Below are 26,002 nucleotides of genomic sequence, written 5' to 3' on the forward strand. Positions count from 1 at the left end.
CATGATTTTATTAATTCCGGGAAAAACGGATGTAGAATTTGAAGAAGTGCGGATCTGGCAGATGGCAGGGCGTTTTTGAGTGTTTTTTTTAGCGGCATACAAGGATCATTTGCCCGTAACCGTTGTAGTGGATCTTGGTTTTAATGAAGTATTGGGCTGGTTTGTGCTGGAGTTCAATGCCAGTTGGGGTGCAGGTTTGAACGGATGCAGGGCGGAAAAGGTAATAGATTGTATCTTAGCAGCTACATTATAATTTCTGATCATGAAATATGCGATAGTAGGAACCGGGGCCATCGGAGGATTGTATGGTGCCATGTTAGCCAATGCCGGCGAGGAAGTACACTTTTTATTGAACAGTGACTATGCAATAGTAAAGGAAGAAGGACTCCACGTAATTTCTGAGGTATTCAGTAATATTCATTTAGATAAGGTGAATGCATATCAGCATGCAGCTGATATGCCTGTATGCGATGTGATACTGGTATGTTTGAAGACGACCAGTAATGAAAGTGTGTTGCCATCGTTGGTACAGCCATTATTACATGATGGGTCTGTAATTATTTTAATACAGAATGGCCTGGGTGTAGAGGCTGATGTGGCTGCACAATTCCCTGGTACGGGGGTGGCAGGTGCGACGGCATTGATCTCAGTCAATAAGGTGGGGCCGGGACAGATGCATCACTTGGATTATGGGGATCTTGAGATAGGGAATTTCAATATTGAGGATGCGGGGATGATTGACAGGGTAGTTGCGGCGTTTGACAGGACAGGATTAATCGCAAAAAAGGCGGAGGATTTGAATACACTGCGTTGGAGGAAGCTGGTGTGGAATATTACTTTCAATGGGATGTGTGTGGTATTGAATACGACGGCGGATAAACTGCTGGCGGATCGTGCTACCTATAACCTGTCGAAGGAGATCATGCATGAGGTGATTTTAGGCGCGAATGCCTGTGGGGCTTTATTACCTGAGGCAATGGTGTATGATATGTTGCAGTTTACGATAGCGATGCGGCCGTATGCGCCAAGCATGAAGCTGGATTATGATGCAGGGCGGCCGATGGAGTTGAGATATATTTATGAGAACCCGGTAGCGATGGCGAAGGCGGCGGGATATTATATGAGTAAGGTGGATATGTTGCTGCAGCAGTTATTGTTCCTTAGTAAATATTAGTTATTTTTACATATTACAATGGGGGTGTACACTTAAATGGAAAACTGCTTACCCCAAGTTTGCGGATGCGGGTTCGAGTCTCGCCGCCTCCATTGTATACGGGGGATAGTTTAGTTGGAAAAACGCTGGTGCTACAAACCAGAGAGGTAGGTTCGAGCCCTTACTTCCCCACAAAGCAATAGTGAGGTCGTATAATTGGAAATACGTCTGCCCATCAGGTAGATGATGCGGGTTCGAGGCCTGTCTTCACTATTGTTGTTGTATTTGGAATAAGCGCATTCTCTTATGACGGGGATGCGCTTTTTTATTTGTTTTTGCAGCTGAAGTTTCGCGGCATTGATTCTCTCAACAATCTATTTGAAATCACCTTTTTGAAGTAAGACAGGTCTTGCTTGCAGAAATAGTAATACATGCCTTTTTTAGCATCGTCATGATTTAGCACTGCCTGTGAAAGATCCTGCAGGGAGTCAATAGCCTGGTATTCGTTTAATTTGGAAATGGTGTTGACATCTGAGGAGGTGCTGTCATGCCAATAATAGAGTTTGTTATTATATTCAATGTACCTTGTAGGTAAGGTGCTTTTTGTTCCATCAGCAAATATTTTGACCTTATTTACCGGACTATGTATCACAACTACAATTATTCCGCTGTCTAATTCCTGCGAATAGGCTACGAAGACCTTTCCGCGTTTAGCCATTGAAGTGGAATTGAAATCCAGAATAGCATTTTTAATAGCGGTCTCATAATTGCCGGATTGGTTCATGTGGAGCTTTGTGGTGGCACAATTCTGAAACATGAAAAGTGATAGGATTAAAATAAGGCTTTTAAGAAACAGCACACTTCGTAAATTGATGCTATTCGGAGTCATATGGTATGGAAAGGTGTTTTCTTTTTTATGAAAGAATTCTCCTATAGAAATTATTTCCCCATGCAGCTGAAATTTCGGGGCATGGCTGGCCTTAGCAATTTATTAGTAATAACTTTTTTATAGTAAAATAAATTCTGCTTGCAGAAATAGTAATTCATTGCCATTTTGCCATCATCATGCACTAATTTAGCCTGTGAAATATTTTCAACCGAATCAATCAGGTGATATTCATTTAATTTAGGGACGATATCAGGATCTGAAGAATTATCATCAAACCAGTAAAATAACTTACCCTTATATTCAATGTACTTATCAGGTATCCGGGTTTTCATACCATCAGAATAGATATGGACTTTATTGACTGTTCCACGAATGATTACCCCAATTATATCACCATCCAATTCCCTAAAAGAGATGGTAAAAGTATTTTCATGTGTAGCCATTGAGGTAGTATGAAAGTCAATAACCGCATTTTTTATGGCAGTTTCGTAGTTGCCGGTTCGAGCGATGCCCGGTTTGGTGGCCGTACAACTCTGAAGCAAGAAAAGCGATAAGGCTATCAGGATGCTCTTAGCGCTCATTATAATTCGTATAATCAATTCGTTGCACATTATATGGATAATTAGCTTGTTTTGTTAATATTATGAAAGTCCTAAAACTTTCCCGGTTTTCATCCCTATACTGAAGATCACCCCCGCGATCTGAAGGGCGTTCAATATCAGACCTCCCGTAACCAGTTGTCGGATGTGTATGGAAATCGGTAATCAGGTTCATCCCTTTTATTTCTTTATCGGAATATAGCTTTGTATATGTAGCGGAATTACTTGTCAATGTATTGTTTGCATAATTGTCTAAATACACCTTGGAAATATTCGCATCTGCACCTTTATCATTTGATAAATAAACTCCGCCCAATTCTACTCCTATGTAATCAGACATCTTGACGGCAAAATCTTCAAAATTTGCTAACGTAGGTTGTCCTTCACCACCTACACTGAAAACATAATCTTTAGATTTATAATTCTGTCCGTCGCTCAGGAAACCTTTTGCCAAACCATCAACCGCAACCTTAGCGACTCCTTTTTTATCATACTTCACCTCCCCTTTCGAATTGGTCTTCAGTATTCTGTCAGGATCCTTATTGGCTTCTCCCACCTGTTTTACCTCTCCTGTGTTTTTATCAAAAGTAAAATCAGTTAACCCATCGGGATCTATTCGCAAAATGGGATCATTTAAACAATAAGCAAAAGGAGACCATTCCGGATGTTTCTCTCCTAAGGGATCTACCACACCCCATCTCCCAACCTGAGCATCATACATCCTGGCACCATAATCATACAGTTCCAGTCCTGTACCGTCCCGGAATTCATTATGCTGTTGCTCCTTTCCGTTATACTTCATCCTATTCTCCACATAAGCCGCTCCTTTCAGCGCCCTCGATGAAATACCCGCCATTGTTCCGCCAAAAGGATAATAATGAGTTTCTTCCAGTAAAGGACCGGAATTATGAGCAACAATCAGGTTATCAAAGTACACGTCATCCCCACTTTCATTGCTGGTATAAATATAGATAAAGCCTGTCCTTCGGATCAACATTTTATCAGTTGCCAATGTCTGCAACGCATCCGGACTACCCTGCACCTGCTTCACCCCACTGTTTTCACTCACCATATTAAAACGGTCGTCAAACAATGTATAATTTAAATATGCCCTGGGCTTTCCAGATATATTCTGGGAAGGATCCTTTTGTTTCAGCGTTTCATAGTCGGTACTATTAAAACTGGTGGCAATGGGAGATGTGGTGCCTGTTGCAGCATGTGCCCCTTCGCTCACGCTGCCTGCATTAAAGGCATTGATCAATGCAGTCAGCATATCATTGCTGGTGTTGGCGGATGTACTGGTGCCGGTGCTTTTGTAGAAGGCCTTCACTCCCAATTGGATGGTATCGCCAGCCATTACCCGCAATACCAGGGAAGGACCAATTTTTTGCCCGCTCAGGCCATTTAACCTGGCAACAGCGGCATTGGGATTGGTGGTATTATCCTGCGGATAACCAGCAATTTTTGATATTTCGTACCGGGTATTATCTATGTTGGCGAATAAGGCGTTTTCATAGCTGGTAGCGGATGTTTCCATTGTTGCGGCATACTTGCTACTATCGCTCTGAGCACCAAGTACGACACGAACATCACCAAGATGATCCCTTTCAAAATAGTCATAGGTAAACCTGACAGGAGAGCCGGTCGCATAAAGCGGCCGTATCCGGCCTTCCTCATGAAACAATTCCCGAAGTGTATCCTGCTGGTAGACAAACGCGCCGATATAATCAGTAACCTGGGTACTTACCTGGTTATTGGTACTATCCACTACAGTTTTCCGGAGTTTGACACCATTCGCATCATATTGATAGGAAATTACACCTTTCCCTTTTACCCTGATTACAGTAGGTTTATTGAGATGGTTGTATATGATGCTGGTGATGCTTTTATTCAGGTCCTGGATCTGGTTCCCGTTTACATCATATTTGTATTCATCATCCTGTTTAGCACCGTTCTGGAAGTCACCCAGTTTAGCAGCTGTCGTTTTACTTGTATCATTTACAGACATTAGCTTATTACTACCGGAAACGAGATAGTGGTAAGTCAGCGAATCAACTACGGTACTTGAAGTACCAATCATTCCCTTTTGCACCATGGATTGAATATTTCCGTTGGCATCATAGGCAAGTCCGCTGACAGAAAAGTCTGCTTTGTCCTGTGTCCAGTCTGTGGATCCACTGTTCTGCTGGGTAAAATCAGCAGCTGTCAGGCGTTTTGGGTTATCATAGGAGTACCCGAAAGCCCGGGCGTTACCATCTGATTTAGTTTTCCATTTTACGCCGGAGATATTGCCATTGAATTGTGGTATTGAAAATCCATTGTCATAATTCACTTCTTCTCCAAACCACCCCATGTTGCTGCCCGTGGTATTTACATAGGCCTTGTTAATACCGGTCAGCCAGCCACGAATGTTGTAATTATAACTGAGTGTATCCAGCTGGGTACCGGCTGTTGTGGCAGCCAGGCGTTTCTGTTTCAGCGCCCCCAATTCATTATAGCTATTTGCGGCGATTGTTTTATCCTGTAAAGAGTCTTCATTCAGGCGTTTCGTTATATTTAACAGGCGACCTGCATGATCATAGGTCATCATGGTTAACACGCTAGTCTGGTAAGTGGCTGCGCTACGCGGATTATTATGCCGCAAAAAAGTGCTTAGCAATTTGCCCCTAAAATCATACTGGTTAGTAGTGATATCTTTCCCGCCGGCAAAGTTATCTGCGATGGTTTGGGCCGTACGGCCCTTATCATCATAATAGGTACTTGTAGTTAACCATGTATCAGTATCTAATACTCTGACCTTAGTACCTGTCACACTGCCCCTGGTCATGGTGCTGCCGGATGTAAGTGCTGCTTCACTATAAGGATTGGAGGTCGCCCGCAGCCTGGAGACATCACCTGTCTGAAATTTATAGGCACCGGGATAATCATAGTTGTCGTAATAGAAATAAGTAAGCGGGGTAAGCGCATTACTGCCGGCGATGCCCGGCAGGGGATTAGAGACATTGATGGTAGATGCCTGTCCGCCGGATGTTGCATCAATATACATTTCGACTGTAGCATTCGTGGTGGTTTCAAATCCAGGTGCCAGGGTAATGCTATTTGTAGCAAGATAAATACTATTTCCATCGTAGCTGTCCAGTACCATGTCAGCTATTGCGGGAAAGGTAGACGTGATCGTCTGCGAACCATCTGTCACGGCATTCATGCTTGTCTGTAAATCGGCTCTGTTTATATTGGCTTTATAGAGTGCCGTCATCACCTGCCGGTTCAGGCCATCATAGAAGTTAACGAGCCATTCCTGGGGCGATTTGCTTCTTTGAACGGAGTCCTGCATAAAAACGAGTCTGTCCCTGGAATCATACACCATATTTACGGGTCCGACACCGGGGAGAGTTTTAACGATTACCCTATTGCGAAAATCATATTGGTACTGGAAACAAAGTTCGTTCGCTACAGTTGTGTTCAGGTTCCACCCGCCGTTGATAAGCGTTACGGCTAAAGGGGGAATAATCATTACAACCCGGCCCAGGTCATCATACACATAATAGGTACAAAGCCAGTTTTTGTGGGCATGGGTTACATCGGGCGTAGCTGATGCCTGCACTTTTTTAAGGATCACATGGCCTTCTTTATCTTTGAATTCTATCGTTTGGTTTTTAGCTTCGTCGGTGGTAATAACTTTATAAAGCTGACCGGCATTATATGTACCGGGTGATACAGGCAATCCTGTACCAGCGTTCCATATGCGTACAGAATCTGCCAATGAATTAACTAAATAGCTGCTCTCCACGGGATGATTACCTCCGTCTATCGCCCAGCTGCTTCCCGGGCCATATACTTTTAGTACACGGTTTAAGGGAGATCTTTCATATTCTGTCTGGGTATAGTAGATGCTGTCGCCAGTGAAGCCGGGATTGAGTGTTGCATTCCTGTAAAAGGATTTCTCTGACTGGAAAGGGTTTTGCTTAAACTTACCGTCAGCGGTGTTCTCATCGTATTGAGCGTAAGGAATATATTTATACTGTTCTCTTCCCATTGCATCATATACAACAGGTGTCACCAGGTCGTGTTGCTGCGGACTGTTGGCTTTGAGAACGGTTTGTACAAGCCGCCCAAGGCCATCAAAGTATTGGGTGGACTGTTTTACTTCTGTGGCAGTCCTGGCGGCAGTTGTAATTGCGGAGGTATCGGTGCTGGGCATATTAGGTTCCCAGACCCGGACAAAGTTGATATAAGGGGCTGACAGTGCTGGTTGGGTTACACCTACAGCTGCAGGAAGATTTGTTGATACGGGTTTGTTTTGTGCGTGAGCGGTAGCTGTTGTAAGCAGGATAATAATTGTCCACCTGGATATATGTAGTTTCATTGAGCTATTATTTAGAAAGCGCCACTTATAATTTTCTATTAAATGGCAAACGAAAGTTTGAACCCCCTGGATTAATAACAGGATTATTGTCTCAAATCCGGATGTATTTAATTAATGATTTTCAATTGATTGCGGAGATACTGAGTCGCAAAACAAGTGGCATACGAACATGCAAATAAGTTTAGGTTCATAACTATAGGGCCTGTCTTAATGAAAAATTGGGCTAAAAGTAAAAAAAATGGTGGTTATATAGACAAAATTTTTATTCTGAGGAGGGAAATCTGGCTACTTATTAATAAGAAACCCCTGAAAATATATTATTAAACAGTATTAAATGCAATAAGATTCCATCAATATATTCTCAATGAAGAAACAGATATATTTTATTGCCGGGATATTTCTATTTGTTACCTGTTTTTGGTTGGGTTGCTCCAGCTGTGAAAGGCATAAGAAAATAAATGCCAGGAATTCGGCATTAATTCGAAATAAGGATTCTGTTGATTTTATAAACAGAAGGATACAGGCTACAAACTCCCAAATCACTTCTTTGGCTACAGAAAAGGATGCGAAGGTATATTTATGCAATTCTTTGTATGATAGTCTTCATTTGACCATTCATAATTATCCCTGGGCATCCAGTTTTATCTTCGCATTTGACAAGGAGCCTATTGAAATATTTTGGGATTATGCCAATAAAAAAACCCCGGAAGAAATGGATAATTTACTCAAAATGCAAGTTGTGCTGGCTGCGTATTCATTATGGGGAAATAATGCAGATACAATAAATCTTGTGAGGAGCAAGTTTAAATATTACGACTACTTAAAACATAATTTCCTTGATGAAATTGGACAGCTAAAAGAACAACTGAAACCACTGCAAGCGAGTATGAAGGAGGATAGTAATACTTTAAAAGTACTCGACAAGCAACAGGATATTATTAGCAAGGAATTGGAAACATTAAATGCGGAGGGTATTTTATGAGTTCTCCAATTGGTAAATGGGTTGCGGATAATTTAATAGCTGCCCTGGTTTTATTGTTATCCTTTGCGGGAAACCTGTACCAGTGTAATCAGAATAAGATAAGTGTTGCAAGAGCAGACAGGGAGGAGAAAAGAGCCGTAGCCCTACAGCAACAGAAGTCTGATTTTATAGATGGGCTGAACAAGCAGGTAAGTGATATTGACCAGGAAATTGCGAGAATCAGGGAAAATATTCGTTTACTTAATTTGCAAAGGATTCCAACTGACGGATATAGTTCATTTGATAATTCGTATGAGGCGATACGTGCCAGTGAAGATACAATTGCAGAATTAGCCGCGAACAGGCAGTTGCTTAAAGGGCAAATTGCGGAGATGATAAAGTAATAATAAGAGTGATTAATCAGGACAAAGACCAACCATTCAATTATAACACAAATGTTGTATACAATCGATCATTCCCCATTCTTACTTTTGAATAATAACCCGGGGGCCTTATTACTAATAATGTAGGATTGTCATCCATACTATTATATTCTCAAAGCACTCCTTGATTATTTATTTACCCACGAAGCCGTGGCACATTGCCACGTCTCTATACCAGGTTCAAATTACAGTATACCTATGCGTAAATTTCTAAAATTTATGCCACTCTTATTGTTTGTGAGTGTGCATATGGCAGCACAAAGTGTTACGGATCAGCCTTCCCTGACGCAGGTGACTCCCCCCTCTCCCAATGCCGCATCCTTAGGCAAGTTTGGGGATATACCGGTGACAATGGCAACAGGATTGCCGCAAATTAGTGTACCGATTTATAGTTATAAGAACTTTGAAGGGACGCTGAGCCTGAATATTTCGCTGGATTATCATCCTGGTGGGATTAAGGTGGATGAGATGGCATCGGATGTGGGAGCAGGCTGGAATTTGAATGCGGGGGGAGCGGTGACGAGGACGAGGAGGGGGATTCCGGATGAGATAACAGCGTATGGTTTTATGAATTCGCCATCCATAACGGATGAAGTTCAGGGCAACCTGCTCTATACCGGCCAATATTATCCTAATTATTTCGGGGAAGTAAATAGCAGTGTATATGACGGGCAAAACGACATCTTCAGCTATAATTTTGCAGGCTATACCGGCCGGTTTATGTTCGGCAAAAATGGAGATTTCCTATTACTAACACCATCAAATATTAAAGTAACCCCACTGATTGTTTCAAACGAAATTGTAAAATTCACCATCGTTGATGAACAGGGGAAAACTTACATTTTCGATGCAGTAGAGCGCAGTGATAATGGTTCTGCCGCAACATATCATATTCATACCTCTGCCTGGTATCTTACTAAAATAATAGCCCCTTCAGCAACAGATAGCATTGTGCTGAGCTATGAGCAGGAATGGAGCAGGTATACAGCGGGAAAATTCGTAACGATGACTTATAGTCCTTCGGGGGCTAATCCGCCGAGTAAAACCCAGGAAACATCTTATACAACTGTGATCACAAACGGGGTACGGTTAAAGAATATTTCTTTTACCAGTGGCATTACGGTCAATTTTGTTTATGATGCCGCCTTTCGTACAGATCAGGTGTCTACTTCTCAGATGTCCAGATTGAAACAGATCAATATCACGGACGGACAATATACCCGTGGGTATAATCTTTACCACGATTATTCAGTAAATAAGCTGACGTTAAAAAAAGTATTGCCATTCAGTGCAGGTGGAGAAATTTCAGGATATGAATTTTCATACTACAATGCATTGCCGGGCATACTAACTGACGCGCAGGATCACTGGGGTTATTACAACAACAATACCGGAGATTTTTTACCCCCTTACCATGACAAATATGGCTTTAACATACCTGGTGGTAACCGTTCCACAGATCCGGAAAGGGTAAAATATGGTTCACTTACCAGGATGAAATATCCAACCGGTGGGTATACCGATTTTGAAATGGAGGCTAATACAGCAGAAGATCCCCGATTGAGTGATACGACCGTTAATATTATCACCACAAAGAGTAATTCGATTGGTGGATTGTATGTAACGAATACTACTCCTCTTACACAATCCTTTACATTTAATGGAGATGCAGGTACAACCGGGGCTTTCACTGTCAATTTATTCCAGGATGGTTCTGCAAGCGGTTCCGGAACCAAAGCTATTGTGGTACAGCTGAGAAATAGTGCCAATGCTATCCTGAGTACACAAACCATCGTCAACGACCTTTCACTTACTTATAAAGACTATGCTTTTAGTCAAATAAATATGTCGCCCGGCACTTATAGCTTCTATATTTACACGCAAAATCTTGTATATAGTAATTACATTTCTATTGGGTGGACGGAGGATCACAGCAAATCACCCGATACGACCAGAACTGTTACAAAGAATTTATATATAGGTGGATTGAGGATCAAATCCATCAAAGATTATGATGGAATTCATACCTGGCCGGCAAGTGCCAGAACCTACGAGTATGTTAAAAAGAATAGTGCGGTATCATCTGGGAGTTTAGGTATTATACCTGAATACTCATATACTGGTTTTTACGAGTTTTGGCCCCATAATCATAATGAAGGGGAGTTTTTCCCTGATCCGATTTACAAGTATCACGGGAATAGCGGTCCCTACGTAATTGTGAGAGTCAGTTCGCCGACGCAATCTCTTGCCACCATCAATGGTAGTCCGGTGACTTATAGCAGGGTAGTTGAGAATTATTTGAACAATGGAGTCAGCAATGGTTATAAGGAAAGTTATTTCGCATCTTACCCATCAGGCGGATTAAGTGGCTATAATGGGTATCCGTTTACGCCGCCGGATATTGTTGACTGGGGCTTTGGCGAATTGCTAAAAGAGGTTATTTACAATAAAGATAATGATTCTGTAAAAACCACTGTCAATGAGTATCAAACCTATACTTATCCTTATTATAACAATACTACGCGTTTGTTAAATTTTACGTCTATTGCAGTTGCACCTGTTGTCTTTGAGTTTAATGCGACAAGTACATTTAATTTTAACTCATGGGGGCAGGCAGAAAAGCCGATCTATTATCTTGTCCGGACTTTTACGCCTTCTTCCGGCAGAAAAGACCTGGTAAAAACAGTGGTGACCGAATACCAGAATGGGATCGGCATTACAGATACTACCAGGCTGGTGTACGATAATTTATTTAATGTAAAAACGACTACCAGATATAATAGTAAAGGAGAGAAAATAGAATTTGTCAAATACTTCCCTTACGAGTATACCACCAGTGTGGCTACTACTATGGTTGCCCAGAACATGTACGGAATGGAAATAGGTAATGAATTATGGAAGACGATTGGTACCAATAAATACCTGATAAATGGTATGGTGAACCAATATATTTCAACATCATCAGGTATCAGAAAGGGAGGTGCTGCTAAATTCTTAAGTGCGACACCTGTACTTTCTACTTCGGTGGCAGCATTTAATGCAGGTTCATTTATCAGGGATGCTAATTTATTCAAAGATTTTCTCTCTTTTAGCCAGTACTCTGATAAAGGTAATGTGATTGAACAAAGCATGGTCAATGGTATGAAGAGTGCCTATATCTATGGTTATAATGGTCATTACCTGGTAGCAGAAGTCTCCAATGCCAGCTATTCAGAAGTTGCTTTCAGCAGTTTTGAAGAAAGTGGTAAAGGCAACTGGGCATATAGTGGCGCACCTGTCGCAGATGCAGGGGCCATGGTAGGGAAACGGGTGTATAGCTTGTCTAACGGGGCTATTACAAAATCCGGTTTGATCAGTGGGAAATCCTATATCGTCTCTTACTGGAGTAAGAATGGTGCTGCTACCGTAAGTGGTAGTACAGTGGTACAGGGGCCAGTCAGAAATGGATGGACATTGTATACCCATACACTGACCGCAGGTAGTACGGGTGTTACTATACAAGGTAATGCAACGATTGATGAACTACGCCTCTACCCTGCTGATGCGAATATGAAAACTTTTACTTATCAACCCTTGTATGGAATGATTGCCCTCAGTGATCCAAAGAGCAATTATGCTTTTTATGAGTATGATGGTTTTGGACGCTTAAAGGTAGTCAAAGACCTGGACGGAAAGATTTTAGAAGTGTACGATTATCAGTACCAGGCATCTATCACTAAATAACTCTGGTCATTATGAAATTGCGATATAATTTAAGCCTGGGCTGTTTGTTACTGTCCCTTTCAGCGGCCGCCCAGGTACCTGGTGGAACATCCAGACCATCGGCTATAGCTGCACCTGTCCCAGCGGCTTATAACAATACAAGCATTAACCTGATCAGGAAATGGCAGGCAAATGCGCCTGGGACTGATACCGGTTTTGTTATCTCCCCCAGCCGGACTCCAGGAGAAATAACGATGCTGACTAATTATATGGACGGCCTGGGCAGACCTTTACAAACGGTGGCCAGGGGTATTAGTTCACTAGGCAATGACCTTGTTTCTCCCCATGTATATGATTCATTTGGGAGGGAGCATTTCAGGTACATGCCTTATATCCAGCAAAGTGCCAATACAAACGATGGGAAGTTCAAAACGGATCCTTTTAATGCCCAGAAAGCATTCTTTCAGAATACTACACTGAATCCTGACATGGCAGGAGAAGCGATTTACTATAGTCAGGTTGATTTTGAAAACTCGCCCTACAGCAGAGAACTAAATGTATATGCGCCAGGCAATAGCTGGGCTAAAGAAGGAGGAAATCGTCCCATCAAAAAGCAATATTATGCCAATGATGTTACTGACTCCGTGAGGATCTGGAAGCTTATAAACGGGATTCCGGTTAATTCAGGTATTTATCCAAAAGGTACTTTATACAAAACCGTATCAATAGATGAGCAGAATAACCAGCTGGTGGAGTACACGGATAAGGACCAGCAAGTCATATTACGGAAACAGCTTACACAATCAACGTATACTGCACATGGTGGATGGGCCTGTACGTACTATGTGTATGATGATCTTGGTAATCCGGTTGTCGTAATGCCGCCTTTGGCTGTAGAACGGGCAATGATAGCGGGATGGGATGCAAGTGGGGTGATGGATGAACTGTGTTACCAATATCAGTATGATGAACGAAGGCGCTTAGTGGTGAAAAAGCTGCCGGGTGCCGCCCCCTTGTATAAAGTTTATGATGTGCGGGACAGATTAGTATTTAGCCAGGACGGGAATCAAAGAGCAAAGTCACCACAGGAATGGTTGGCGACATTTTATGATGGACAGGACAGGCCTACTATGACGGCTATTTATAAAAGTAACAGCTCCAGGGAGGTATTACAGAATAGCCTGAAGAACAGCGTGGGGAGTAGTCAGGATATTTCTTATACCTTTCCGCTGATAGCGGATTTATTTGTCAATAGTTATGATGGCAGCAGTAATTATAAAGCCAGTAATTCAATAACATTAGGACCAGGATTTGAGGGTACCGAGTTTACGGCAGAGATAGATTTAATATCCAATAACGGCACATCAGTTATTACAGCCACAAATCCATTGCCTGCTCTCTCAGCCAGCGACTTGTATCCGCTGTCCTATACCTATTATGATAATTATGGTTATGCAGGCCAGCTTGCCTATGAAAGTGCGGATTTTTCAAAACCACAGGCAGGTAGTAATCCATATGCGGAAACATTGCCGGGTACCCCGTTTAATACCACAATAGGCCTGGTAACCGGTACAAAAGTACGCGTGTTAGGTACGAATCAATGGATCACAACCAGCTTTTATTTTGACAGGAAGGGAAGAGAAATTCAGCGTGTGGCAGAAAACCAACCCGGAGGAAAAGATGTGTTGACTTCCCTGTACGACTTTAGCGGTAAGGTATTGAGTACGTATTTGAGAACGCGCAATCCCCGTTCATCACTTACACCTCAAACCACGACCCTGACTATGTTGTCTTACGATCAGGCAGCACATTTAAGCAGTGTAACAAAGCGAATCAATGATGAGGCCACAAAAGACAGGGTGATACTGGCCAATACATACAACGAACAAGGACAGCTGCAATGCAAGCGATTGGATGTAAGCGGCAGCACTACACAGTTGGACACACTGACTTATTCCTATAACATCCGGGGATGGTTACAGGGTATTAACAAGGCCTATGTCAACTCCACTGCCACCAGCAACTGGTTCGGTGAGGAACTTAATTATGACTATGGTTTTAGTACAGCTTTGTATAATGGGAATATATCCGGCGTAAAATGGAAGGCAGGATCAGATAATATTGCCCGTGCTTATGGCTATAGCTATGATAAAATAAATCGCCTTGTGAATGCTGATTTCCGCCAGAGTACCGATGGGCAGACATGGACAAATAACTCAATGGATTTTACTGTTAGCAACCTGAGTTATGATGCGAACGGGAATATTCAAAGTATGAAACAGATGGGATTGATTGGCACCGCGAGCAGTACTATAGACCAGTTGTCTTATACCTATAAGACAGGTAGTAATAAGCTGGAATCCGTAACCGACGCGGTTAATACTACAACCGCAAAACTGGGAGATTTTAATAATGGAACTAATACCGGCAATGATTATACTTATGACAATAACGGGAATACCATTACAGATCTAAACAGGGGTATCAGCAGCATTAGCTTTAATCATTTAAATCTGCCTGAAAAGGTAGTAATTGATAATAAGGGGAGCATCACCTATTTGTATGATGCTGCGGGAAATAAATTGCAAAAGACAGTGGTGGATAATACCCTGTCGCCTGCTGTGACAACAGTGACCGATTACGTGGGTGGAAGTATTTTTATAGGGGATACCCTCCAACAGATTGCCCACGAGGAAGGCCGGATCAGGTTTACATATGATTCAACCGGGCCCACGTATACTTATGATTATTTTGAGAAAGATCATTTGGGTAATACAAGGGTGGTGTTAGGCACTACAACGCAATCCAATGTTTATGCGGCGACGATGGAAACGGCTGGCAGCGCTAAGGAAAATGCGCTTTTCAGTAACATCGATGCAACCCGCACGGCGTTGCCCGCTGCATATCCGGCAGATGCTACCACTAATCCAAATGCATATGTTGCAAAGTTGAATGGGGTGAATGGTAATAAAATTGGTCCTTCACTGGTTTTGAGAGTAATGGCTGGTGATAAGATCCAGTTAGGCGTGAAAGCTTTTTATAAGAGTACTGCTGCCAACACCTCCGGTTCAACTACAGAGAGTATGGTGAGTGCGCTCGCACAGGCATTTACCGGTAGCTCCGCACTGGATGCTGCGCATGGCGTAACGGCTGCTGGCACATCAGGTACGCCCTTGTTGACGACTACTGAATATAATAATCTAAAGCAAAAAGATCCCTCCCAGAATTTGACAGATAAACCTAAAGCGTATTTAAATTATGTGATGGTGAATGATCAGTTTAAACTGGTGAATGAAAACAGCGGTATTAAGCAGGTACAGGGTAGTCCGGATCAGTTGCAGTCACTGGCAGTGAGTGAGTTTGTAGTGAAGCAGACCGGGTTCCTGTACATTTATACCAGTAATGAAAGTGCTGAAAATGTTTACTTTGATAACCTTGTAGTGGTTCACAATGCAGGAGGATTGATGGAAGTAAATCACTATTATCCTTATGGGCTCACGATGGCTGGTATTTCGTCTAATATGATGAATAACACCTATAAGGAGAATAAATACAAGTTTAACGGTGTACAATTAGAAAATAAAGAGTTCAGCGATGGAAGCGGCTTAGAAATGTACGATATGTTTTACAGGAAAATGGATCCTCAGATTGGGAGATGGTGGCAGATAGATCCACGGCCAGATGAGCGGTTTAGTCCTTACGCTGCGATGGCGTGCAATCCGGTGAAGTTTGCAGATCCGATGGGCGATACTACCTGGCTGTTTAGTTCGCAGGGGAACTACCTGGGAGTAATTTATGATGATTTACCGAATGAGGTTCATTTTTTGAATGTACCCAGTACAACGAAACCGATGGCCAAGCCTTATTTTTATAACAAGCAGGTGGCAAATTTTGTAGGAAGACGTATGAGGGAGATCTCTGTGGCATTTATGGGTGCAAAGTCGGCCGCTAGTCTAAAAGCGATTGAAGCATTTTCAGAAAGTAAGAACAAAGAAATCGCCTTTGTGGGAAAAGTAGATGCGAATAAGGAAATCATATTTACTCCGTTACCTATTGATGAATCAAATAAAATGGACGAGGTGAATGGCGAGGCCCAGATTGATAAAAAATACTCCAAAGAAGAGCAAATTGGACTTTTCATGTTTGGACATGTGCACGGTCACGCGGCAGAGGGAAGCATGCGTAAACCAGATCCTGATGAGCAAAGGATGTGGTTAGGAGAACCATCCAGAGAGGAGGGAGCCGACTTCCATCCCGCCCTATACAGGGAGGGAAGTGGGGATCAGAAAGGGCAATCACCTGCAATCATTGTCACACCTTATGGCGTAACAATTTATGGCACCGGAACTTATAGTTTCACGGAGACTTTTCACAGGCCATACTTTGATCCCAGAACATGGAATCCTCCACCAGCGGAGTCATACCTATTATTTGGGACCATGAAAGGAAAACATCCTGTCGACCCTGGTAAAAGTAATGTAACAATATCACCGGGATTAAAATAGAATAAGGGGACAAATGATTGTCCCCTTATTATTTTCAAAAAATTAGCAGTTATCTATACACACTTTTAATCGCCCGGCTATCCGGATGTATTTCACCCGCCCCTTTTGCTGGTCTCCCATCCAGGATTACATGAGGTACAGTTATATTTGCCAATAGCTGGTCTTTTGTCTCCGGACTTAAACTCGTCTTTGTCAGATCCAGACTTTGTAAAAAGCTCAATTCCATGATAGCGGCAGCACCAGAAGCTCCGATTTCATTTGCTTTAGCACCTAGTACCCTGGTAGAAGCAGCATATCCCAAATCAAGCATATTCAGGCTGTTGTGAATTTTTAGTACTTCACATAAACGCAGCACGCCTTCATTTGTAAGACCACAACTTGCGAGGCTTAGTTCTTTTAAAGTGGTGTTTTTAGATAACGAAGGTATTAATTGATACAACCCTTCATTAGCAATATTATTTGCACTTAGATACAATCCTTTCAGATGCTTATTTGTTATAAGCATCTCATTAAAGTATTTCATGCTTTCAGCAGTCAGGTAGTTACCACTTACATAAAGTCTTTCGATCGTATCATTGTGACCAAGGTAATTTAGTAACTCATGCATTGCCTCTCCTACACAAACATTTACCAGGTCAAGTGTGCGGATGGTTTTATTTCTTTGTAACAACTTTATTAAAGCAGGAATACTATCTGCCCCAATAGGATTGCGTTTGAACCAAAGGCTTCTTACAGTGGTATTTTGTTCCAGGGCTTCGCAGATGGCTTTGGTGCCTTCGCTTTCAATATAGTTACAACCGAGATAGACGGTTTCTATACTTGAATTTGTTTTCAGCATCTCTCCTATTGCAATCGCACCTGGATTACCAAATGAATTAGTACCCAATAATACATGCTTAATCACATGGTTATGGTGCAAAGCAGCAGTGATGCGCATGATTCCTCCAATGCCTAGTTTTTGTTTGCATAAATCAAGGCGGCCATCAGCAGTGATGGTACCTACAGGGAAAACTTTATCAGCCGGAGGCAACGCCTGATTAGCGGCCAGGAAATCAATGATGGGTTGGAGATCACCGGAGAAATGATGGATTACATGATCTACGGGACAAAGAATGGTTGTTTGCATAATATTGTTTTTTACCAGGCATGTGGAAGATAGTCTTTTAAGAAATGTCCGAACAAAGGGAGTTCAGGATTGGTAATGCCTTTCACGACAGGATCATAAATTCTTGCCATTCCATCAATTTCATCCAGCGGCGGCACGAAGGCATTTTCTTCATAGATCCGTTCCTTTTTAGGGAAAGGATTTTCCTGTGTAATCCAGCCCGTATCTACACTATTCATAAAGATTCCGTCAGTAGCGTATTCCTGTGCTGCAGTTCTCGTCATCATATTCAATGCGGCCTTTGCCATATTGGTGTGAGGATGGAAAGGTGTCTTCGTACCCCGGTTAAACTGCCCTTCCATGGCCGATACGTTGATGATGAATTTTCTTTCAAAAGGAGAGCGCTTCATCATCTCTCTCAACTGACTATTCAATAAGAATGGCGCGGTGACATTGACCAGTTGTGTCTCCAGCATTTCTACAGGCGGCACTTCATGTAATAGCATTGTCCAGCTGTTACTTTCCCGAAGATCTATTTGCTGATGGTCTTTGTCAAACCTGTGTTCAGGGAAGGCAGCGTTGGTATCGGCAGGCAATAATTGCTGTTCCCAGCTGCCGGTGATAAATTGAAAAGGCGTATCCCCTACCAGGCATTGTCTTGCATGTATAGGCAGAGATGCTATACTGCTTTCTTCCCGGTCAAAAAGGTGCCGGTAAAAAGCAGCAGGTCTTCTTACTGTCTGGCAGGCATTATTGATAATGATATCTACGTGCTTCTCCCGGGATTGAAAGTATTGAATGAAATTATTTATATGGGAAAGGTTGCGTAGATCCAGCGCTGTTACTTTGAGGCGATGGCTCCATGTTGAAAAGTCCGGCTCCTTTGTAAAGCGGAGAATGGCATCTTTTGGAAAACGGGTAGTCACCCAAACAGTAGCGCCATCACGTAGCAAGCGGAGTGCGGTTAGATAGCCGATCTTAATTCTGCCTCCTGTGATGAGGGCTATGCGGCCAGTCAGGTCTGCTGTCTGGATCCTGTTTGCATAGTTCAATGTCGCGCACTTTGGGCACAGCTGGTGGTAAAAGAAGTGCACTTCCTTATACGGTGTTTTACAGGTATAGCACTTTTGAAAACGGTTCAGCAGCAAGGGCTGATCTGGTTTATCTACTTGTGCGCCCTCCGGCAATTCATATTTGCGGAACATGACCGTTTGCGTAAGAATCATTTTCTGATCATATTGTTTGAGCCAATCCTGCTTTTGGGACAACTTACGCAATTTATCCGTAGATGTAGTACTTGTAATAATTTGTTGCTGTATAGCCTGGGTATTTTCCTTGCGGATATCTTTTTTGGCGCGTTTATATAATTTAGTGACAAGACCTTTCAATGTCAGGGTGTCCAGCGACTTATCCGGATCTTTTGACAATACCTGTGGTACCTTGATACAGGCATCCCATTCCGCCTGCGAAAATTCATTTGGCATAATTATGTTAGAAAAATTTGGGACATGAGATACCCAATTTACGCAAATTTACGTGATCTCGGTTTGTAGGAATTGTAAATCCAATTGAGATCTCATGAGATCCGTTGCTGTAGCTCTGTAGTGGGCCTATGGAAAAATCATAAGCATAGCCAATCCGAAGGGTAGGCATCGGGAATATTTCAATGGCTGCGACGGCAGCATCTCTGGTGACAAGCGTCTTTTGCAGGTAGGCTTTGTCGTACAGACTTACACTGGTCCTGTAAGAGCCACCGATCCAGAGTTTTTCAGAGATCAGTAAGAAGGCATTGACATCTAAACTGGTGGGGCCTCCCCTATCGTCTTTCAATAAGAAGGAGGGCTTGAGGGAGAGCTGTTCATTCAGTTTGAACATCGCGCCCGCCGTAATGTAATAGTGCGGGCGGGGTGTAGGAATGTAAACGTATTTTGATTTATTGATGTGCGGTGCTACCAGGTTATCTACAGATACGCCTGCGTAGAACCTGTCGTCCGCGTAGAAAATGCCTGCCCTGGCATCGGGAACTGTCGTCGTAAGAGTACCTTGTGGCATATCGTCTTCAGGATCGGTGGTAGTGAGCAAAGAGGTATTTACGGCAAGGTTTACCAGACCGCCGCTGATACCAAATGCGAGACGGGAGGTACCATCTTCGTTCATACGGATCCGATAGGCATAACTGGCGTAGAGGGATTGGTTGGTCTGGGCGCCGAGTTTGTCGGCGACGGCCTGGATACCCCAACCTACATTTCCATCGTTGGCGATATTATCGGCAGAAACAGAGAAGCTCCGTGGAGCTCCTTCTATTCCGGTCCACTGGGCCCGATAGAACGCATGCAGGTATAATTCTTCTTTATATCCTGCATACGCCGGGTTAATGTAGATGCCGTTAAACATATATTGGCTGAACTGCGCTTCCTGTTGGGCGAATACCGACTTGCCCAACGCCATACATAGCAACAATATAAAACCTCTTTTCATCATTTCTTGAATTTGCGTAGGATGGTTGTGAATCCTTTGAAGACTTCCCATTCTGCTGCGCCTTGTTTCTTCACGCGTAATAAATAATAATAGGTGCCTTCACTTAATCCGTCGCCGGTCCAGGTATTGGAATAGTTATGCTGGCGGTAGACTTCGTTACCCCAACGGTTTACAATGATCAGTTCATTTTCTACATATTTGTCCAGTCCGACGATTTCGAATACGTCGTTCTTACCATCGCCGTTTGGCGTGAACAGGGTTGGTACTACGACGTAGACAGCCCCTATGTGGATGGTCACGGTAGCGATGTTGGACACATATCCATCGGCATCAGTGATGGTATAGGTGAAGGTATCGTCTCCGATATAGCCCTGGTCAGGGAAGTATTCGATGTTACCGGACTGGTCGAATGCTAACTGACCATGTTTTACCTGGGTAAGGATGTTGATGGTTTGTAATGTGGAGGTACCCAGGTCATCATTGTCTACTATATTGACATTGATACGACCGTTCATCCGCATATCGTATTCGTCATCGATGGCTTTTGGTACGCCAGGTACAGTGATAGTTGTTGGCGTATCATTGTAGGCGGTGGTGCCGGAGATGTCGGATACAGTGGTATGATCAGAGGTGGCAGCACTTACGGTAGCCGTGTTGGTCACTGATTGATTTTCTCTGTCGGTCTGCGTGAGGGTATAAGTGGCGGTTTGTGTAGCCACTTCACCTGGTTGCAATGTAGCAGAGATGGTGGTGTTCAGGTTGACCATTGGGTCGGCGAGGATGACATTGTTTAATGCGACATCGCCGGTATTTGTGGTCGTGAACGTGTATGTGATGAGGTTACCTTTCAGTTGGGCAGTTTTCACCAGGGTGATGCCTGGGTGAGAGCCGACCTGGGTAACGGTGATATAGATTGTCACGGTCGCTGTCAGCTGACCATCGCTGATGGTGATGGTGAAGCTGTCATTGCCTGCGTAGCCGGTAGATGGCGTGTAGGTGTATGTTCCATCCGGGTTTACTACGGCAGTGCCGTGAGTTGGTTCGGAAGCTTTGCTGTATGTGAGGGCATCGCCGTCTATGTCGGTACCGGTAACTTTACCGGTATAGGTGGTGTTCTTAGGCACGGTAATGTGCTGGTCGGTGCCGGTTGGGGCATCGTTGGCAGCGGTCACAGCTACGTTGACAGTAACGGTGGTGGTAGTGGTGCCATCATTGATGATGATGGTGAAGACATCTGTACCGATATAGTTGGGTGCTGGCGTGTAGGTGTAAGTGCCGCCAGGATTTACGACCAGGGTGCCATGGCCAGGGTTGTTGCCTGAGCTGTAGGTCAGGGCATCGCCATCCACATCGGAGCCGGAGATGGAGCCATTGTATGGTGTGTCTTCGGCGGTGGTGATGTTTTGGGTGCTGGCTGTTGGTGCGTCATTGACAGGAGTGACGGTGATGTCGACTGTTACGGTGATGCTGAGCTGACCATCGCTGATGGTGATGGTGAAGCTGTCGTGGCCAAAGTAGTCAGGGGCGGGCGTATAGGTGTACGTACCGTCCGGGTTTACGATGGCGGAGCCGTGAGCAGGGTTGGTGGCCTGGATGAAAGATAATGGGTCACCGTCTATGTCGGAGCCGGTTACGGTGCCGGAGACAGGGGTGTCTTCGGCGGTGGTTTTGGTATCGCCGGTACCGGTTGGAGCGTCGTTTACAGGGGTGATGGTGAAGATCACTATAGCTGTATCACACATGTTCGGTGTGCCGTTGTCACATACCTGGTATTTGATACTATCAAGGCCGTTGTAATTAGTATTCGGTGTGTACTTAAAGCTGCCATCGGGGTTCTGAGTAAGTGTACCATTTACAGGGACAGTGATTACAGTAGCTGTCAGGGCATTGCCTTCTACATCCGTATCATTGGTCAGGACTGTGAAGTCGGTTGGAGTGTCCTCGGTTACTGTTACCGCATCATTTACAGCTACCGGTGCATCGTTTACAGGGGTGACTGTAAAGATAACAGTAGCGGTGTCGCACATGCTCGGTGTGCCATTATCACATACCTGGTATTTGATACTATCAAGGCCGTTGTAATTACCATTCGGTGTATACTTAAAGCTACCATCAGGATTCTGAGTAACTGTACCATTTACAGGAGCAGTGATCACAGTTGCCGTCAGCGCATCGCCTTCTACATCCGTATCATTCGTCAGGATTGTAAAGTCAGTTGGAGTATCCTCGGTTACTGTTACTGCATCATTTAAAGCTACAGGTGCGTCGTTTACAGGGGTGACTGTGAAGATGACTGTAGCGGTGTCACACATGCTTGGCGTGCCATTGTCACATACCTGATATTTCAGGCTATCCAAACCATTGTAATTAGCATTCGGACTATACTTAAAGCTGCCATCAGGATTCTGGGTAACTGTACCATTTACAGGAGCAGTGATCACAGTTGCTGTCAGCACATCTCCTTCTACATCCATATCATTGGTCAGGACTGTAAAGTCGGTTGGAGTATCCTCTATCACAGTGACTGCATCGTCAACAGCTACCGGGGCATCATTTACAGGGGTAACTGTAAAGATAACAGTAGCGGTGTCGCACATGCTCGGTGTGCCATTGTCACACACCTGGTATTTGATACTATCAAGACCGTTGTAATTAGCATTAGGTGTATATTTAAAGCTACCATCAGGGTTCTGAGTAACTGTACCATTTACAGGAGCAGTGATCACAGTTGCCGTCAGCACATCTCCTTCTACATCCGTATCATTCGTCAGCACTGTAAAGTCGGTTGGAGTATCCTCAGTTACAGTAACCGCATCATTTACAGCTACAGGTGCGTCGTTTACAGGAGTGACTGTGAAGATAACAGTAGCGGTATCGCACATGCCCGGTGTTCCATTGTCACATACCTGATATTTCAGGCTATCTAAACCGTTATAGTTACCATTAGGTGTATACTTAAAGCTACCATCAGGGTTCTGAGTAACTGTGCCATTTAAAGGAGCAGTGATCACAGTTGCCGTCAGCGCATCGCCTTCTACATCCGTATCATTAGTCAGAACTGTGAAGTCGGTTGGAGTATCCTCTATCACAGTAACCGCATCGTTAACAGCTACCGGTGCATCATTTACAGGAGAAACTGTAAAGATAACAGTGCCGGTATCACACATTGAAGGAGTTCCATTATCACATACCTGATATTTCAGGCTATCCAAACCATTGTAATTAGCATTCGGGGTGTACTTAAAGCTGCCATCAGGATTCTGGGTAACTGTACCATTTACAGGAGCAGTCATTACGGTTGCTGTCAGCGCATCGCCTTCTACATCTGTATCATTGGTCAGGACTGTGAAGTCGGTTGGGGTATCCTCGGTTACGGTAACCGCATCGTCAACAGCTACAGGCGCATCATTTACAGGGGTAACTGTAAAGATAACAGTAGCGGTGTCGCACATACTCGGTGTGCCATTGTCACACACCTGGTATTTGATACTATCAAGACCGTTGTAATTAGCATTAGGTGTATACTTAAAGCTGCCATCAGCATTCTGAGTAACTGTACCATTTACAGGAGCAATGATCACAGTTGCAGTCAGCACATCTCCTTCTACATCCGTATCATTGGTCAGCACTGTAAAGTCGGTTGGAGTGTCCTCGGTTACTGTTACTGCATCATTTACAGCTACAGGTGCGTCGTTTACAGGGGTGACTGTGAAGATGACTGTAGCGGTGTCACACATGCTTGGCGTGCCATTGTCACATACCTGGTATTTGATACTATCAAGACCATTGTAATTACCATTCGGAGTGTACTTAAAGCTACCATCAGGGTTCTGAGTAACTGTACCATTTACAGGAACAGTGATTACAGTTGCCGTCAGCGCATCACCTTCTACATCCGTATCATTAGTCAGCACGGTAAAGTCGGTTGGAGTATCCTCAGTTACAGTTACTGCATCATTTACAGCCACCGGTGCATCATTTACAGGAGAAACCGTAAAGATCACCGTACCAGTGTCACACATTGAAGGAGTTCCATTATCACATACCTGGTATTTGATACTATCAAGGCCGTTGTAATTACCATTCGGTGTATACTTAAAGCTGCCATCAGGATTCTGAGTAACCACACCATTTAAAGGAGCAGTGATCACAGTTGCCGTCAGCGCATCACCTTCTACATCCGTATCATTGGTCAGCACTGTAAAGTCGGTTGGAGTGTCCTCGGTTACTGTTACTGCATCATTTACAGCTACAGGTGCATCATTTACAGGGGCAACAGTAAAGATAACGGTGCCAGTATCGCACATTGAAGGCGTACCATTATCACATACCTGATATTTCAGGCTATCCAAACCATTGTAATTAGCATTCGGACTATACTTAAAGCTACCATCCGGGTTCTGAGTAACTGTACCATTTACAGGAGCAGTGATCACGGTTGCTGTCAGCGCATCGCCTTCTACATCCGTATCATTGGTCAGCACTGTGAAGTCGGTTGGAGTATCCTCTATCACAGTAACCGCATCGTTAACAGCTACCGGTGCATCATTTACAGGAGAAACTGTAAAGATCACCGTGCCTGTGTCACACATTGAAGGCGTTCCATTATCACATACCTGATATTTCAGGCTATCCAAACCATTGTAATCAACATTCGGGGTATACTTAAAGCTGCCATCCGGGTTCTGAGTAACTGTACCATTTACAGGAGCAGTGATCACAGTTGCAGTCAGCACATCACCTTCTACATCCGTATCATTCGTCAGGACTGTAAAGTCGGTTGGAGTGTCCTCGGTTACTGTTACCGCATCATTTACAGCTACAGGTGCATCATTTACAGGGGTGACTGTGAAGATGACTGTAGCGGTGTCACACATGCTTGGCGTGCCATTATCACATACCTGATATTTCAGGCTATCCAAACCATTGTAATTAGCATTCGGACTATACTTAAAGCTACCATCAGGGTTCTGAGTAACTGTACCATTTACAGGAGCAGCGATCACGGTTGCTGTCAGCGCATCGCCTTCTACATCCGTATCATTGGTTAGCACTGTGAAGTCGGTTGGAGTATCCTCTATCACAGTAACCGCATCGTTAACAGCTACCGGTGCATCATTTACAGGAGAAACTGTAAATATCACCGTACCAGTGTCACACATTGAAGGCGTTCCATTATCACATACCTGATATTTCAGGCTATCCAAACCATTGTAATTAGTATTCGGTGTGTACTTAAAGCTGCCATCCGGGTTCTGAGTAACTACACCATTTACCGGACCAGTGATCACAGTTGCAGTCAGCGCATCGCCTTCTACATCCGCATCATTAGTCAGCACTGTAAAGTCGGTTGGAGTATCCTCGGTTACAGTTACTGCATCATTTACAGCTACCGGTGCATCATTTACAGGAGAAACCGTAAAGATCACCGTACCAGTGTCACACATTGAAGGAGTTCCATTATCACATACCTGGTATTTGATACTGTCAAGGCCGTTGTAATTAGTATTCGGTGTATACTTAAAGCTGCCATCAGGATTCTGCGTAACCACACCATTTAAAGGAGCAATAATCACAGTTGCCGTCAGCGCATCGCCTTCTACATCTGTATCATTCGTCAGGACTGTGAAGTCGGTTGGGGTATCCTCGGTTACGGTAACCGCATCGTCAACAGCTACAGGCGCATCATTTACAGGGGTAACAGTAAAGATAACGGTGCCAGTATCGCACATTGAAGGCGTACCATTGTCACAAACCTGATATTTCAGGCTATCTAAACCGTTATAGTTACCATTAGGTGT

At 43.7% G+C, this 26,002-nt stretch carries 13 protein-coding genes and 2 tRNA genes; 8 read left to right on the plus strand and 7 right to left on the minus strand.

The features are described 5' to 3' along the window. The first annotated feature begins 127 nt into the window (after positions 1 to 127). The 4 genes from DXN04_RS35835 (at position 128) to DXN04_RS34865 (ending at position 1,426) form a co-directional block, all read left to right on the plus strand. The gene (locus DXN04_RS35835) at positions 128 to 253 is read left to right on the plus strand and encodes a hypothetical protein (protein WP_394337843.1); all 126 of its coding nucleotides are present in this window, start codon (positions 128 to 130) and stop codon (positions 251 to 253) included. A gap of 9 nt (positions 254 to 262) precedes the next feature. Beyond that, positions 263 to 1,174 (plus strand): 2-dehydropantoate 2-reductase, encoded by a 912-nt coding sequence (locus DXN04_RS21675; protein ID WP_199415103.1) that lies wholly within the window; start codon positions 263 to 265, stop codon positions 1,172 to 1,174. Positions 1,175 to 1,273: 99 nt separating this feature from the next. Next, positions 1,274 to 1,346: transfer RNA gene (locus DXN04_RS21680), tRNA-Val, on the plus strand. A gap of 8 nt (positions 1,347 to 1,354) precedes the next feature. After that, positions 1,355 to 1,426, plus strand: a tRNA-Asp gene (locus tag DXN04_RS34865). 52 nt (positions 1,427 to 1,478) lie between these two features. On the opposite strand, the gene DXN04_RS21685 is transcribed toward DXN04_RS34865, so the two are convergent. The 3 genes from DXN04_RS21685 to DXN04_RS21695 form a co-directional block, all read right to left on the minus strand. Beyond that, positions 1,479 to 1,970 carry a hypothetical protein gene (locus DXN04_RS21685; protein ID WP_147320016.1) on the minus strand — a complete coding sequence of 164 codons (492 nt, stop codon included), beginning with the start codon at positions 1,968 to 1,970 and terminating at the stop codon, positions 1,479 to 1,481. A 122-nt stretch (positions 1,971 to 2,092) separates the two neighbouring features. Next, positions 2,093 to 2,623, minus strand: coding sequence for a hypothetical protein (locus tag DXN04_RS21690; protein ID WP_116855483.1), 531 nt, complete (start codon positions 2,621 to 2,623; stop codon positions 2,093 to 2,095). Beyond that, positions 2,613 to 7,007 (minus strand): DUF6443 domain-containing protein, encoded by a 4,395-nt coding sequence (locus DXN04_RS21695; RefSeq protein ID WP_199415104.1) that lies wholly within the window; start codon positions 7,005 to 7,007, stop codon positions 2,613 to 2,615. Before DXN04_RS21695 ends, DXN04_RS21690 begins: the two co-directional genes overlap by 11 nt. A gap of 364 nt (positions 7,008 to 7,371) precedes the next feature. Here DXN04_RS21695 and DXN04_RS21700 point away from each other — a divergent pair, with 364 nt between their 5' ends. From DXN04_RS21700 to DXN04_RS21715, 4 genes are all read left to right on the plus strand, one after another. Next, a complete protein-coding gene (locus DXN04_RS21700) occupies positions 7,372 to 7,989 on the plus strand; it encodes a hypothetical protein (protein ID WP_116855484.1) in 618 nt (205 codons plus the stop codon). Continuing rightward, positions 7,986 to 8,372, plus strand: a complete 387-nt coding sequence (locus DXN04_RS21705) for a hypothetical protein (RefSeq protein ID WP_116855485.1) — start codon at positions 7,986 to 7,988, stop codon at positions 8,370 to 8,372. Before DXN04_RS21700 ends, DXN04_RS21705 begins: the two co-directional genes overlap by 4 nt. A gap of 237 nt (positions 8,373 to 8,609) precedes the next feature. Then, positions 8,610 to 12,134: an RHS repeat domain-containing protein gene (locus DXN04_RS21710; RefSeq protein ID WP_147320017.1), complete on the plus strand. Its 3,525-nt coding sequence runs from the start codon at positions 8,610 to 8,612 to the stop codon at positions 12,132 to 12,134. Positions 12,135 to 12,145: 11 nt separating this feature from the next. Then, entirely contained in the window at positions 12,146 to 16,618 is a 4,473-nt protein-coding gene (locus DXN04_RS21715; RefSeq protein WP_116855487.1) for a DUF6443 domain-containing protein, read from the plus strand. Positions 16,619 to 16,667: 49 nt separating this feature from the next. On the opposite strand, the gene DXN04_RS21720 is transcribed toward DXN04_RS21715, so the two are convergent. From DXN04_RS21720 to DXN04_RS21735, 4 genes are all read right to left on the minus strand, one after another. Beyond that, the gene (locus tag DXN04_RS21720) at positions 16,668 to 17,744 is read right to left on the minus strand and encodes a leucine-rich repeat domain-containing protein (protein WP_116855488.1); all 1,077 of its coding nucleotides are present in this window, start codon (positions 17,742 to 17,744) and stop codon (positions 16,668 to 16,670) included. Between the two features lie 11 nt (positions 17,745 to 17,755). Continuing rightward, on the minus strand, positions 17,756 to 19,207 hold the full coding sequence (locus DXN04_RS21725; protein WP_116855489.1) for an SDR family NAD(P)-dependent oxidoreductase: 1,452 nt from the start codon (positions 19,205 to 19,207) through the stop codon (positions 17,756 to 17,758). Between the two features lie 7 nt (positions 19,208 to 19,214). Next, positions 19,215 to 20,204 (minus strand): PorP/SprF family type IX secretion system membrane protein, encoded by a 990-nt coding sequence (locus DXN04_RS21730; protein ID WP_233525658.1) that lies wholly within the window; start codon positions 20,202 to 20,204, stop codon positions 19,215 to 19,217. Then, the coding region (locus DXN04_RS21735; protein WP_147320018.1) for a tandem-95 repeat protein at positions 20,201 to 26,002 on the minus strand (5,802 nt) is incomplete at its 5' end. The genes DXN04_RS21730 and DXN04_RS21735, both read right to left, overlap by 4 nt.

Origin of the sequence: Chitinophaga silvisoli, assembly GCF_003412465.1 — a bacterium.
GTDB lineage: Bacteria > Bacteroidota > Bacteroidia > Chitinophagales > Chitinophagaceae > Chitinophaga > Chitinophaga silvisoli.